Below are 13,967 nucleotides of genomic sequence, written 5' to 3' on the forward strand. Positions count from 1 at the left end.
GGTGCATAGGGAACCCCAAAGTGCCGTTGCAGATGTTTGACCCTTGAACCAGCTGGTTCAAGGCGGATCAGTAATGTTGACCGTAGGCTTCTCGGTGCGTGCCGAGCTTGCTCAATAGCCAGCAAGTACCAACCCTTATGTATTGCTTATCGGCTCAGGGACGTAATCCGCTGACGAACACTTCAGGGTAAATTTTGCGGCGTAGAGTTACGATTTTTCTTGCTCGACTTGATGAATCACACTATCCAGCGATATGGAGAGTTGCTCCATACGTGTCGCGAGATGATCCGTCGTTTGTTGATTCTCTTTTATCTTGCTTTGTAACTCATAACAAATATTTAAAGCAGCAATCGTGAGTAACTTCACTTCATTAGTCACCTTAGTTCTTTCCGCCATTTCTTTCAAACGATCATCCAGCTCTTTTGCTGCCTGAATGAGCGAATCCTCCTGACCCGGAGGGCAATTCACTCGTGTGATCTTTCCTAAAATCTCAACATCGACCGCTTGATTACTCATGACTTATGAACTCGCAACATGCCACTGTGAATGATACGTTGACGGTATCATCAAGACGGAAACTATAGGAAAAGCGTCGATAAGATTCAAGTCTTTCCCTTGATATCAAGGTCAATGATTGGTTAAAAACACAGATCTTAGACAATTCGGACAAAACCTGGTCGATTGTTCAGGACAGTTTAACAGATTTGATGTTTCGAACATTTCAGCAACGAGACTGAGGTGGTAGGATTAGTTTTATTTTTCTTTAGGCAGCCCTATGAGTGACAATAAGTTTCCTAAGTATGAGGCTTTTGCTGATACGCTAAAGTCTGTTTCCCTTTCCGTAACACCAGCCGAGTTGCATGGTTTTTTAACTGGGATGCTAGCCGGTGGTTTGAGCCCGGAAGATGGGCGCTGGCAACCGTTATTATTTGACTATACCAATGATGGCATGGGCTGGCCGATGGCTGCATTGGGTTTGGCGAGTGAGCTAATGGCTCATACCGCTGCAGAGTTGACACAAAATCATTTTCAGTTATGGCTGCTGCTGCCGCCGGACGATGGTGAACATAGTTTGTTTGAATTAGCCGATGGCGTATCTGAGTGGGTGAATCATTTTATCTCCGGACTGGGGCTGGCCTATCAGAATGTCAATAAGCTATCGAATGATGCCAAAGAAGCCTTGAAGGATCTGGAAGAGATTGCCCGGCTTGGGATCGACGAAGATGATGATCTTAAGGAACAGGCACTACTGCTGGAACAGGTGATCGAACATGTCAAAGCCTGTGCTCTGGCGCTCCATGCTGAATGTGGTATTCAGACTAAAACCGAGAATAAGCGCCCCACCATCCATTAAATTGGTTTGATTGCGCAGGCCTCGTGTGCATGGTCGGCAAACATATAACAACGGAAAACAGTCGAATGAAAATGTTTGATGTCATTATCTCTGGTGGTGCAATGGCCGGAGCGACACTGGCGCTGGCATTAGATGCCAGTTTTGGTGGAAAACTGCGGATCGCTGTGGTTGAGTCATGTGATTTTACGGCTCAGGCACATCCCGGATTTGACGCGCGATCCATTGCTCTTTCTGACGGGACTGTGCAAATACTCCGTGCATACCAGCTTTGGGATGCTATTGAACCTTACGCCACACCGATCTCACGGATTCATGTCTCTGACCGTGGACATGCCGGGATGACTGATCTTGAAGCCGGTCGCCTTGGGATGTCAGCGCTGGGGTATGTGGTTGAGTTGGCCGATGTGGGGCAGGTTTATCATCGTCTGTTGCAAGAACGTCCTGCAATATCTCTGTTTTGTCCGGCAACCATTCACAGTGTTGAGCGTACGACCGATGAAGTGCGGGTAAGACTCGATGAACAATCAATTCTTCATGGCAAGCTCTTAATTGCCGCAGATGGTAATGCATCGACTTGTTGCCGCCAGTTGGGGATCGACCCTGAAATCCATGATTTTGAACAAGTTGCCGTGATTGCTAACGTTGAATTGAGTCAGCCCCATCAAGGGCAGGCTTTTGAACGTTTTACGTCGTGTGGGCCATTGGCATTGTTACCAATGACGCGTCAACGGATGTCAATGGTGTGGTGTGTCAGGCCTGATTCTCTGGCGGACATGACAGACCAAGACGATGAGACATTTTTAGCCCGGCTTCAGCAGACATTTGGTTGGCGGTTGGGCAAAATGAATCGTGTCGGTACGCGGGTGGCTTATCCGCTAAAACTGACTTATCGCTCTCGCGCGGTTTCTCATCGTTTTGCCATTATCGGTAATGCCGCTCAAACACTCCATCCGATTGCAGGGCAGGGGTTTAATTTGGGGATCCGGGATATCGCCACATTGGTTGAAGAAGTGCGACGACACCCGGATGATGTCGGGTGTTATGCCGCATTGTCTGCATTTCAACATCGCCGAACCCCTGATCGACAAAAAACCATGGCAATGACTTCCGGTTTGGTTCACATTTTTTCCAATGAGTGGTTCCCTGCGGTTGTGGGAAGAAATTTAGGCTTGATGGCTATTGATAATCTCCCCGTGCTCAAACAACCGTTGTTGACTCGGACGCTGGGACATGTATCTCGTTAGAAGGTTTTTATATGATGCAAAGTTTTGATATTGCCATTATCGGTGGCGGTATGGTTGGGTTGACATTGGCCGCTGCATTGCAAAATACAGATTTAAGAATTGCGGTGATTGAAGGGTATCAACCGGTATCAACATTAGAGGATGTTCCGGATATCCGCGTTTCAGCATTAAGCCGGGCCAGTGAACATATCTTGAAGAATGTCGGGATCTGGGACGGCATTGTCCGCCGCCGCGCTTCACCCTATGGGGAAATGCATGTTTGGGAAAAAGACAGCTTTGCCCGGATTGAGTTTGATTGTCAGCAACTGTCTCAGCCCGATTTAGGGCATATTGTTGAGAACCGAGTAGTTCAACTGGCCGCTTTGGATGTGGTGCAATCTCAGCAAAATGTCACCTTTTTTATGCCGGCCCATTGCCAGAGTATGGTGGTCGGAGAAAGCGAAGTCTGGTTGACACTCGATAATGGCAGTGCTTTGACAGCCAAGCTGATTGTAGGGGCTGATGGTGCAAACTCTTGGGTTCGTCAGCAGCAGGATATTCCGTTGACGCATTGGGATTACGGTCATACAGCTTTGGTTGCCACGGTGATGACAGAAGAGCCTCATCGGCAAATTGCACGACAGATCTTTACACCTCAGGGGCCGCTGGCATTTTTGCCTCTGGCCGACCCGCATATGTGTTCTATTGTTTGGTCTACGGAACCGCAGCGAGCAGAAACGTTGCTGAATATGCCGACAGAACAGTTTAACCGTTCTCTTTGTGCTGAATTTGACCGACATCTTGGTTTATGCCAATTAGTGAGTGAGCGAGCTATCTTCCCTTTGAAAATGCGTTATGCCCGGGATTTTGTCTGTGAGCGTATCGCTCTCGCTGGCGATGCTGCCCATACTATCCATCCACTGGCAGGGCAGGGGGTCAATCTTGGGCTGCTTGATGCCGCATCGTTAGCACAAGAACTCAAGACATTATGGCAGCAGGGTAAAGACATCGGGTACCAGCGTAACCTGCGCCAATATGAACGCTGGAGAAAAGCCGAAGCGGCCAAGATGATTACGGCAATGCAGGGATTTAAGACCTTATTTTCCGGTGATTTCCCGGTGAAAAAATTAGTCCGGGGTCTGGGGATGTCGGTATTGAATCAAGTGCCGAATGTCAAAAATGAAATGATGATGCAGGCTTTGGGTGTTCGGGGGAATTTGCCGGAACTCGCAAAAACACAGAGTATCGATTGACCTATTGTCTGAGTCCTGAACTGAAGGGCAACGTATCTCGTTGCCCGATTCTGTTTTGCTTATGCGTGTACGTATTTGAGCCGCATAATTTCCTGATTAATTTCTTTGACCGTTCGATAATGGCGTGGTTCTGCTTGTTCGGGAAGCATCAGTTTCCCCTGATCGAACTCAAATTTACCGATACCGTCAATGTAGATTCTGCCTTTAAATAGCCGACTAATATGTTTAGCAATCATACTCGGTGTATAGCGCTTAAACAGTCTCATATTATCGTCCTTTCCTGAATATCTGAGTTGCTCATCAGCTTGATGGCTCAGAGCCAGCAAACCTCTGTATCAACTTTGTGAGAACCCAATCCACTCCAACGATTCTATTTTGTTTCGTACTTCATGCTGTGATATTTGTAGTGAAATAATCATAACATGATGAGTCAATTGAATTTTTGTGCTGTCATCTACATATTTAACAGAATGAAATGAATCGTTTGTATCGGTTCTGTTAACTCTGAGACAGCTTATGCACATCTTCTGCAATGATGTGCTGTCCCCGTTCTCGGTGGACTATTAGGCCGGATTAGTGTGACACTTTTATAACAAAATTGCTGAATCATTGTTAAATTTTATGATGTTTACCCATCAATATAGTGTTTGACTCGTGCCTGTCAAAAAAATCCCTGACCTTCATGAAAAAAAAGCCCGCATCTGTCTGGATACGGGCGAAATAGTCACAGATGCATTACACAAAAAGTGGATGTACTGACATGAATCAGTTTCACTTTTTAGTCGATTTAGTCGCGATTGTGTTAAAAGTGCGTGACTGAACCAACCCCGACAGACTACGTGAAAAAATAGCAAATGACTATTTATGTTTTATTTTTGATTAATAATTCACTTGTGGATTTAATTATGTTTGATTGAGGTCACATTTTTTTGCAATCAATTGGATTAGTTAACAGAAAATTCGCGATGAACTGAAAGGATAGTGGGTTGAACTAAGGTGATTAAATTTTGGGTTTGTATTGCGATACCGGCATGAAGAGAACCACTACTGATAGTCACTTCTGGTTCTTGGGAGATTGCAGGATCAAATAGGATTGGCATGTCGGTTTTAAGCAATAATGGTGTGACGGCACCGACAGGATAACCGGTCACCTGTAAAACTTGCTCGCTGGTGGCACATGTCATCCTTCGCCAGCCGAGATAAGATCTGACTTTTTGGGGGGCAACTGACAGGTGCCCCGGTACACAAGCCAATGCATAACGATCACTCATATCTCTCAGGAGTACACATTTGACCATTTGCGCAGGGCGAACACCACGCAAACGAGCCGTAGCTTCGATCGTGACGGCTGTTTGTGACTGTAACAGCAGCCAGTGTGGCACCTGCTGCTGGCGAAGGAATTCAAGTACTTGAGTATTCAGTTCAGGATTCATCATCCAAACTATACGGGAGGGGTTGAATCGTCCACTCTGTTTGCGGCGCATCCTTGATTCTGAATCGGGTTTCTTCATCGAGATTGTTTGGCAAAATGATCAGACCGATTGCGCAATGGTCACTAAATCGATAGAGAGCAAGGAAGCGACCGACGCTACGCCAGTTTTCTCCGACGGAACGTTCCAATTCGAGTGGTTGCTCATGGTTGAGTGTGGCGTCGATGTTTCCTTTGAGGATGTACATTGCCCGTTTGTTGGTGCCACGGTATTTTGCCCGGGCCACGATTTCCTGACCGGTATAGCAGCCTTTGGTAAAATCAATCCCGCCGAGCGCCTGAAGGTTGAGTGCTTGAGGAATGTGTTGTTCCTGTTCACCCGCAGTGACAAGAGGGAGCGCTTCTTCAATATCAAAACGGGTCCATAAACTTTCCGTGACTTTCTCGCCCTGAAAAGCGGCGACCAATGATTGTGCCGTTGATTGGTCTGTTATGAGTAACCAGCGTTGAGCCGAGATTTTTACCGCTGTTCCGCCCTCAATATCACGGACATCACCCTGAGTGTTACTGAGCGTGTTGATATAACTTTCAGCATCTTTACCCATCACGCCAAGGGCAATATTATCGCCTTGTGTCAGTTCGATTTTAGAAAATACTGCGTATTTTTTGAGTGCTTTGAGTTCTGCATCGATTGCACTGAAAGGCTGGAACATCGCGTAGCCATCTTTGTGGCGGAAAAGTCGAAATACCGACCAGACTTTTCCTTTCGGATCGCAATGGGCCCCGAATGTTGATTGATCGTGTGCGAGCGAAACAATGTTACAGGTAATCTGACCTTGCAGATAAGATGTCTGATCCGCGCCTGTGGCGTAAATATAACCCCATGATGAGAGATGAGTGAGGAGTAAATTCGGTAATGGGGTCTCTGGCGTATGTTCGAAAGGGTGAAAATTGTTTTCCCAGTTCATATCTGTATCACCTTTTGCCGATTGAATGGAGACATTCTATACGTAAATCTTTTGATTCCCAAATACCGTTAGTGTGTGTTTGAATTGTATTGAAAGGTAGGAGCGCGATAGTATTTTTTGGCTGACATCTCTCAACAAATACGGGCGAGTTCAAATCATATAATCGTTTTCAGATAAATCTTTTGCTAATCGTCAGGAAGGTATGTTAAATCGGATAGGTTTTGTTGCTTAGATTGGACTGTGACCCAGTTAGTAGCGGGTAGCATATTCCCTTGATACACTGATAAAAATTAAATCAATGAGGTTTTAGAATGTATACCGACGAAGAGAAAGCCCGTATTAAATGGGCATGCCGACGTGGTATGTTGGAACTAGATGTGGTGATTATGTCATTCTTTGAGGAATGTTTTGAACAATTGAGTGAGTCCGAACAGCAGGATTTTGTTTCTCTGCTTGAATGTGATGATCCGGATCTTTTTTCTTGGCTGATGGGGCATAAGCGGAGTGAAAATCTCAGTCATGCTTCGATGGTCGATAAGATAGTTGCTTATAACCTTGGTAAAGTTCGTTAATCTTTACACCTCTGTCTCTTTGAATGCCTATATGGTGCAATGGTTGGTTGTTCAACTTTCCATCTGGGCATTAATCTCTACTGATTTACCTCTTGTTTCCTCACTTATTTGTATCTGCTGGTTATTGAATATCTGGCATGAGCAACAACTTTTATTACCTGTGATTTCAGAACCATGCCGATATACGGATGCGGGGATATTGCACGTTGGCAGTCAGCAACATCAGGTTGAGCGAGTTGAGCTTTCATTTGCGATATGGTTCGTGATTTTTGTCGGAGTGTGCGGTAAGCGACAGATACTGTGGCGAGACAGTTGCCGGGATCATACATACCGACAGCTGTTAGTGATGGAAAAACGGAGGCGTTATCACCTCCGTTGACGAGCTGTGTACTCCAATGTGCTTTGAGACGTTTTAGCTCAAGATAAATCTTTCGGATCCAGAACTGTCGGACCACTGTTCTCCAATTGTTCAGGATAATCCAGAGTGTAATGTAACCCGCGGCTCTCCTTGCGTTGCATCGCACAACAGATCATCAATTCTGCAACCTGAAGTAAGTTTCTGAGTTCGATTAGGTTATTGGAAACCCGGAAATTACTATAGTATTCATGAGTTTCCTGTTGCAGCAGGTGGATCCGTCTCAGCGCGCGTTCTAAGCGTTTATCGGTGCGAACAATCCCCATATAATCCCACATAAACAGCCGTAGCTCATGCCAGTTATGTTGAATGACGACCTCTTCATCCGAGCAGGTCACTTGGCTTTCATCCCAAGGGGGAAGCGACTCGGCAAGTTGGGCATGTTCGTGTTTACTGAGGATATCCCGCGCCGCAGAACGGGCATAAACCACACATTCAAGTAATGAGTTAGATGCCATTCTGTTTGCCCCGTGTAAGCCGGTGTAACTGACTTCACCAATGGCGTAAAGTTGCTTCAGATCGGTTTCTCCTTGTCGATTGACCATCACGCCACCGCAGGTATAGTGTGCTGCCGGAACTATCGGGATCGGCTCCTTGGTCATATCGATTCCCAGCCCCTGAAGACGGGTGTAAATCGTCGGAAAATGTTTCTCAATGAAGTCCGCCGGTTTATGGCTGATATCCAGATACATACAATCCGCACCAATACGTTTCATCTCATAGTCGATCGCTCTGGCGACGACATCCCGCGGTGCAAGCTCCGCCCGCTCGTCGAAGTCCGGCATAAACCGAGAACCATCAGGGCGGCGTAAGAAAGCACCTTCTCCCCGCAAAGCTTCGGTTAGCAAAAAGTTACGTGAATCCGGATGATACAGGCAAGTCGGGTGAAACTGGTTGAACTCTAGATTGGCAACCCGGCAGCCGGCCCGCCAAGCCATGGCAATCCCGTCTCCTGATGAAACATCGGGATTTGACGTATATTGGTATACTTTGGATGCCCCACCGGTCGCCAGAACGATAAATTTGGCTTTAATGGTTTCGACATGCTCATCGTTGCGGTTCCAGACATAGGCACCAATCACTTTCTTCGGATCACCACCGATTTTATCTTCGGTGATCAGATCGAGTGCGTTGTGACGTTCCAGCACTTTGATATTCGGATGATGGATGACGTTATCTTGTAAAGAGGTCTGCATTGCCATGCCTGTTGCATCTGCGGCATGGAGGATTCTTCGGTGGCTGTGACCGCCTTCCCGGGTCAGATGATATTTAGGATGATCTTGCTGGCTGCCTTCGTCCAGATCAAATGGCACGCCACCATCAATCAGCCACTGCACACATTTTTTAGCATTTTCAGCAATAAAGCGAACCGTCTCTTCTTCGCAGATGCCGCCGCCGGCAATGAGTGTATCCTGAACATGTGATTCAATACTATCGGATTCATCGAATACAGCAGCAATGCCTCCCTGAGCATAATAGGTTGCCCCTTCACTCCAGGCGCCTTTGCTCAGGACGATAACACGACATTGGTTTGCCACGCGTAGTGCGAGTGAAAGCCCGGCTGCACCGCTTCCGATAACGAGTACATCACACTGATGTTCTTGATTTACGTGCATAGTTTTATCTTTTCCCAATAATTCCTAATCTATTTTTCTTCCGTTCATGTGGTTCTCAGTCATGAACCCGTTCCTTGAAGCGACAATTGGAGCTTAAGTATTGAAACACCGCGGCGATATAATCAATCAGACAGGTAAAAATGAATGAATTCCCGATTTCGCTTGTTTTTCTCTTTCACTACATGCAATGCTTGAGTAAACACGGTTGACATCGATGAAATTTTACCTCATTTAAAGAAAGTCACGAAGTGCTGATTTGTGTATCAACGGATTCATCTTTAAGATGGAGAAAAATTTCATCGCAGGCAGGGGAACTATTTTTCTGTACATGAGTCTCACTATACTGCTCATGTAAGCGGTGGTGTCAATACTACATTTTGAAGTATTAATACCCATATCTGAGAAGGTAAGGGATGAACGATAGGAGTATACGCTCGAATGCACGAGCAGTTAACTGATCAAGTATTGATTGAGCGCGTTCAGAGTGGAGATAAGCAAGCCTTTAATCTTTTGGTGGTTAAGTACCAGAATAAAGTTTGCAACCTCATCGCCAGATATGTAAATAACAGCGGTGATGTCGCTGATGTCGCTCAGGATACTTTTATTAAAGCCTACCGGGCTATTCCTTCATTTCGGGGTGAAAGTGCATTTTATACATGGCTCTACAGAATTGCTGTGAATACAGCAAAGAACCATATCGTTGCACAAAGCAGACGTCCTCCTGCAAATGATGTGGATGCCGAAGAGGCTGAATATTATGAAAGTGGCAATGTTTTAAAAGAAATTTCGAACCCAGAGAATATTACGCTGTCGAAAGAATTGAAACATGCTGTATTTGCGGCAATTGAAGCGTTGCCTGAAGATTTGAAGACCGCAATGACTTTGAGAGAGCTGGAAGGATTGAGCTATGAAGAAATTGCGGTAGTGATGAACTGTCCTGTCGGGACGGTGAGATCACGAATATTTCGAGCACGAGAAGCGGTAGAAAAGCGGATTGGTTCGCTTTTGTAATGTCTGGAGTTGTCTAGATAATGGTGAATATAATGGCTGATAAAGAGAAACTTTCGGCGCTTATGGATGGCGAGTTGATCGATAAATCGTTGATTAGCGATCTATCACAAGATCATGAAGGTTTAGAAACATGGCGCAACTATCACATGATTGGTGATGTGATGCGTGGTGATACACCTCAGGGGGAATGGGATATTGCCGCCCGGGTTGCGTTAGCGCTGGAAGATGAACCTGTCCATCGTAAAGATTTTGCTCATGAATCAAGTATTTATGAACAACATAATACTGAGAATCCGGACACTTTAAACATTACACCTTTGGAATCTCAGCCATTGCCAAAACAGTCAAGAAGACAGTTACCTGCATGGTTAGGTCAATTGGGGCAGGTGGCCGTTGCTGCGTGCGTTTCACTGGTCGTCATTGTGGGCGTACAACAGTATCACTCCGGTAATGGGGTTGACGGAGAGCGTGCCGCTGATAATGGACAGCTTCCAGTGTTACAGACGATCCCTCTGGCTGGAACGGCTGAACCGGTTAGTCTGACGCGTGACTCGATGATGAGACATACGACAGAAAATAATGCTCAGGAACAGCGTCGTCGTGTCAATGCGATGCTGCAGGATTATGAGCTACAATTAAAACTTTATAGCGAACAAAAACGGGAATCATCTCAACGTTCAGATGAAAACCAAGAGTTAGTTGTTGAATGAAAAAATTTCTGGTCAGTGTTGTAACTGCGCTGTTCAGCTTGAATGTATCACTAGCCTTTGCAGATGAACCCTCTGCAGAGGCTTTGTTGCATCAAATGAGCCGCGCCAGCCAAAAATTGAATTATGAGCTTTCCTATATTCTGATAAAAAAGAATGGGATTGAGCCTCTGTTATATCGTCATGCTGTCGAAAAGGGGTATTCTTTAGCCCATCTGGTCTACCTGAGTGGGCCGGTTCGAGAAGTGATCCGGCGTGGTCACGAGGTGAGCTATATCGAACCGGGAATTGAACCGTTTACCATTGAATCCGACAAAATGGTGGCGCCGGTTATCCCACTACTCCACGGCGACATGACCCAGCTGAGTCATTATTATGATTTTGTAAAAATCGGTCGTGGGAGAGAAGCCGGTGCAGCGTGTCAGGTCATTCGTGTGGTTCCGAAAGATGGGCTGCGTTATTCCTATGTCCTGTGGATCGATGAACGTAGTCATCTGCCGCTCCGTGCTGATTTGGTTGATCGCGATGGTGAAGTGTTAGAGCAGTACCGGACAATTTCTTATTCCCTGAGTGATAAATTGGCTGAGCTGATGCTGAGTTTGAATAAAGCGCAATTACCCCATGTACTTTCATTGCCGGAAAACCCGGTGAAGAAAACATTCTGGAGCGTTGGTTGGGTTCCCAATGGGTTCTCTTCTAAAGAGTTGAATCGTTACCGGATGGCGATCACGGATCGTTTGGTGGAAAGCCAGATTTACACAGATGGTCTGTTTAGCTTTTCAGTTTATGTTGCCGATAGTGACAATCTTTCGTTGAAAAATCAGTTGATTCGTCAAGGACGCCGGACATTACAGACGGTTGTGAAAGGGAATACTGAAATTTCGGTGATTGGTGATATCCCACCGTCGACAGCCAAAAGAATTGCACAATCCGTCAAATTTGAATTGCATTCGAAAGCTAAATCAGAGGAAAGTCAGCCATGATGACGGCTTTGGCAACAGTGGATCGCGTACATGAAACTGCGGGCGATTATCAGGTTGAACTGAGTTGTCAGCAGCAGACCAGTTGTAGCCAATGTGCTTCTTCTTCCAGTTGCAGCACCGGAGTGGTCTCTAAAGCCATCGGTAAGAAAGTGCTGACATGGCAGTTGCATACCTCTCAGCCGATTCAAACCGGTCAGATGGTCGAAATCGGATTCCCTGAAAAAAGCCTCTTGCAGTCTGCCGCCATTGTTTATCTTTTGCCTTTGTTTATGATGATCTTCGGTTGTGGGATCGGGCAACTTTGGCTGGCACCGTTGGTTGGTGGCGGAGAGCCATGGGTGATTGCTTGTACGATATTATTCACCGCAGGTGGCGTATGGCTGGCCAAAATATTAGCTCGTCGGATGGAACAGGTTTCTCTGGAAGAAGTTGTTTTACTCCGGGTTTTAGGAGAGCCGATTGTCAGACATGATGCCTCGAAGTGATTTATGATGCGAATCCCTTTTAAATTGGGTAGAATCTGCCAACTTAAATGGAATAGAACCTGTATCTTTGAGACGGTTTGTTCTTTTTCTTCTAAATATTAAAAGAGTTTAATCATCCCAAACCTATGAAGCACATTCGTAACTTTTCGATTATCGCCCATATCGACCACGGTAAATCCACCCTTTCCGATCGCCTGATTCAGGTGTGTGGCGGCTTAACTGACCGTGAAATGGCAGAACAGGTTCTAGATTCGATGGATCTTGAGCGTGAACGTGGCATCACCATTAAAGCTCAGAGTGTGACTCTGGACTACCTTGCTAAGGATGGACAAACCTACCAGCTCAATTTTATCGATACTCCCGGACACGTTGACTTTTCCTATGAAGTCTCTCGTTCTCTCGCTTCGTGTGAGGGCGCGCTGTTAGTCGTCGATGCCGGACAAGGCGTTGAAGCGCAAACCCTCGCTAACTGCTATACCGCGATTGAGATGGATCTGGAAGTTGTTCCTGTCCTGAACAAGATCGACTTACCAGCGGCAGAACCGGAACGGGTTGCTGAAGAAATCGAAGATATTGTCGGCATTGATGCGATTGATGCTGTACGTTGTTCTGCGAAGACAGGACTCGGTGTTGATGATGTGCTGGAGCGTATTGTTTCAGATATTCCACCGCCGGAAGGGGATGAAAACGCACCCCTGCAAGCATTGATCATCGATTCTTGGTTTGATAATTACCTCGGCGTTGTTTCTTTGGTTCGGGTCAAAAATGGGATCCTGAAAAAGAACGACAAGATCAAAGTTATGAGCACCGGGCAAACCTGGGGTGTTGACCGTATCGGGATCTTCACTCCGAAACAAGTTGATACCGAGAAATTGGGTACCGGTGAAGTGGGCTGGGTTGTCTGTGGGATTAAAGATATTCTTGGTGCTCCGGTCGGGGATACATTAACCCATGCAAAAAACGGGTGTGACAAACCGCTCCCCGGATTTAAAAAAGTGAAGCCGCAAGTCTATGCCGGATTATTCCCGGTATCGTCGGATGACTATGAAAATTTCCGTGATGCTCTCGGAAAACTCAGTCTCAATGATGCGTCGTTATTTTATGAGCCGGAGACATCAGCTGCGCTTGGTTTTGGTTTCCGTTGTGGCTTTCTCGGGATGCTGCACATGGAGATTATTCAGGAGCGTCTGGAGCGGGAGTATGATCTTGATTTGATTACAACCGCACCGACGGTGGTTTATCAGGTCGAGCAAACCGATGGTGAAGTCATTCATATTGATAGCCCAGCTAAATTACCTGCGATCAATGATATTCATGAAATCCGTGAACCGATCAGTCGGTGTAACATTCTCGTGCCTTCAGAATATTTGGGGAATGTGATTACACTCTGCGTCGAAAAGCGTGGGGTGCAGGTTGATATGATTTACCACGGCAATCAGGTTGCTTTGACTTACGATATCCCGATGGCTGAAGTGGTACTGGACTTTTTTGACCGCTTGAAATCAACTTCACGTGGTTACGCTTCTCTGGACTATGCTTTTCAACGGTTTGAAACATCAAATATGGTGCGTGTTGACGTACTGCTCAATAGTGAAAAAGTGGATGCTTTAGCGATTATTACCCACAAAGAGCAGGCTCAGACGCGTGGACGTCAGCTGGTTGAAAAAATGAAAGAATTTATTCCTCGCCAGATGTTCGATATTGCCATTCAGGCTGCCATTGGTAACCACATCATTGCGCGTTCAACGGTGAAACAATTACGCAAAAACGTATTGGCAAAATGTTACGGTGGCGACGTCAGCCGGAAGAAAAAACTGTTGAAGAAACAGAAAGAAGGTAAAAAACGCATGAAGCAGATTGGTAATGTCGAGTTACCTCAAGAAGCGTTTTTAGCGATTCTCCATGTGGGTAAAGATTAATTGAAGTGCAATTTGTTAGGCATGATACCCCA

Annotated in this window: 15 protein-coding genes and 1 other RNA gene; 10 read left to right on the plus strand and 6 right to left on the minus strand. The window is 46.0% G+C overall.

All coding sequences use genetic code 11. From position 1 onward, the window contains the following. Positions 1 to 8: 8 nt before the first annotated feature. Together ssrS and zapA are read right to left on the minus strand one after the other, a co-directional pair. A non-coding RNA gene (gene ssrS, locus VR7878_RS00825) (6S RNA) lies at positions 9 to 192 on the minus strand. Positions 193 to 207: 15 nt separating this feature from the next. Beyond that, positions 208 to 516: a cell division protein ZapA gene (gene zapA / locus VR7878_RS00830; RefSeq protein ID WP_077332513.1), complete on the minus strand. Its 309-nt coding sequence runs from the start codon at positions 514 to 516 to the stop codon at positions 208 to 210. Between the two features lie 259 nt (positions 517 to 775). Here zapA and VR7878_RS00835 point away from each other — a divergent pair, with 259 nt between their 5' ends. The 3 genes from VR7878_RS00835 to VR7878_RS00845 all read left to right on the plus strand — a co-directional run bounded on the left by VR7878_RS00835 (position 776) and on the right by VR7878_RS00845 (position 3,830). Further along, a complete protein-coding gene (locus tag VR7878_RS00835) occupies positions 776 to 1,354 on the plus strand; it encodes a YecA/YgfB family protein (protein ID WP_077332515.1) in 579 nt (192 codons plus the stop codon). A gap of 65 nt (positions 1,355 to 1,419) precedes the next feature. Beyond that, positions 1,420 to 2,598, plus strand: coding sequence for a 2-octaprenyl-6-methoxyphenyl hydroxylase (gene ubiH / locus VR7878_RS00840; protein ID WP_077332517.1), 1,179 nt, complete (start codon positions 1,420 to 1,422; stop codon positions 2,596 to 2,598). An 11-nt stretch (positions 2,599 to 2,609) separates the two neighbouring features. Then, positions 2,610 to 3,830, plus strand: a complete 1,221-nt coding sequence (locus VR7878_RS00845; RefSeq protein ID WP_077332519.1) for an FAD-dependent 2-octaprenylphenol hydroxylase — start codon at positions 2,610 to 2,612, stop codon at positions 3,828 to 3,830. 59 nt (positions 3,831 to 3,889) lie between these two features. Here VR7878_RS00845 and VR7878_RS00850 read toward each other — a convergent pair whose 3' ends face one another. From VR7878_RS00850 to ygfZ, 3 genes are all read right to left on the minus strand, one after another. Next, positions 3,890 to 4,096: a DUF1107 domain-containing protein gene (locus VR7878_RS00850; protein ID WP_077332521.1), complete on the minus strand. Its 207-nt coding sequence runs from the start codon at positions 4,094 to 4,096 to the stop codon at positions 3,890 to 3,892. A gap of 678 nt (positions 4,097 to 4,774) precedes the next feature. Beyond that, a complete protein-coding gene (locus tag VR7878_RS00855; protein WP_306345786.1) occupies positions 4,775 to 5,266 on the minus strand; it encodes an aminoacyl-tRNA deacylase in 492 nt (163 codons plus the stop codon). Continuing rightward, positions 5,253 to 6,227: a tRNA-modifying protein YgfZ gene (gene ygfZ, locus VR7878_RS00860; RefSeq protein WP_077332523.1), complete on the minus strand. Its 975-nt coding sequence runs from the start codon at positions 6,225 to 6,227 to the stop codon at positions 5,253 to 5,255. The genes VR7878_RS00855 and ygfZ overlap by 14 nt, the downstream gene beginning before the upstream one ends. A 311-nt stretch (positions 6,228 to 6,538) precedes the next feature. Between ygfZ and VR7878_RS00865 the strand changes: the two genes are divergently transcribed. Continuing rightward, entirely contained in the window at positions 6,539 to 6,799 is a 261-nt protein-coding gene (locus tag VR7878_RS00865; protein ID WP_077332525.1) for an FAD assembly factor SdhE, read from the plus strand. 31 nt (positions 6,800 to 6,830) lie between these two features. Continuing rightward, positions 6,831 to 7,178 (plus strand): hypothetical protein, encoded by a 348-nt coding sequence (locus tag VR7878_RS00870; RefSeq protein WP_077332527.1) that lies wholly within the window; start codon positions 6,831 to 6,833, stop codon positions 7,176 to 7,178. 38 nt (positions 7,179 to 7,216) lie between these two features. Here the strand turns inward: VR7878_RS00870 and nadB are convergent, their stop codons facing one another. Continuing rightward, positions 7,217 to 8,830 (minus strand): L-aspartate oxidase, encoded by a 1,614-nt coding sequence (gene nadB / locus VR7878_RS00875; RefSeq protein ID WP_077332529.1) that lies wholly within the window; start codon positions 8,828 to 8,830, stop codon positions 7,217 to 7,219. Between the two features lie 438 nt (positions 8,831 to 9,268). On the opposite strand from nadB, the gene rpoE reads away from it, so the two are divergent. The 5 genes from rpoE to lepA all read left to right on the plus strand — a co-directional run bounded on the left by rpoE (position 9,269) and on the right by lepA (position 13,935). Beyond that, positions 9,269 to 9,841 (plus strand): RNA polymerase sigma factor RpoE, encoded by a 573-nt coding sequence (rpoE, locus tag VR7878_RS00880; RefSeq protein WP_077332531.1) that lies wholly within the window; start codon positions 9,269 to 9,271, stop codon positions 9,839 to 9,841. Positions 9,842 to 9,873: 32 nt separating this feature from the next. Next, on the plus strand, positions 9,874 to 10,551 hold the full coding sequence (locus VR7878_RS00885; protein WP_077332533.1) for an RseA family anti-sigma factor: 678 nt from the start codon (positions 9,874 to 9,876) through the stop codon (positions 10,549 to 10,551). Continuing rightward, positions 10,548 to 11,531, plus strand: coding sequence for a sigma-E factor regulatory protein RseB (rseB, locus tag VR7878_RS00890; RefSeq protein ID WP_077332535.1), 984 nt, complete (start codon positions 10,548 to 10,550; stop codon positions 11,529 to 11,531). The genes VR7878_RS00885 and rseB overlap by 4 nt, the downstream gene beginning before the upstream one ends. Continuing rightward, positions 11,528 to 12,016, plus strand: a complete 489-nt coding sequence (locus tag VR7878_RS00895) for a SoxR reducing system RseC family protein (protein WP_077332537.1) — start codon at positions 11,528 to 11,530, stop codon at positions 12,014 to 12,016. The genes rseB and VR7878_RS00895 overlap by 4 nt, the downstream gene beginning before the upstream one ends. A gap of 125 nt (positions 12,017 to 12,141) precedes the next feature. Further along, on the plus strand, positions 12,142 to 13,935 hold the full coding sequence (gene lepA / locus VR7878_RS00900) for a translation elongation factor 4 (RefSeq protein WP_077332539.1): 1,794 nt from the start codon (positions 12,142 to 12,144) through the stop codon (positions 13,933 to 13,935). Positions 13,936 to 13,967: the final 32 nt, after the last annotated feature.

The organism is Vibrio ruber DSM 16370 (assembly GCF_900163965.1).
Classification (GTDB): Bacteria; Pseudomonadota; Gammaproteobacteria; order Enterobacterales; family Vibrionaceae; genus Vibrio; species Vibrio ruber.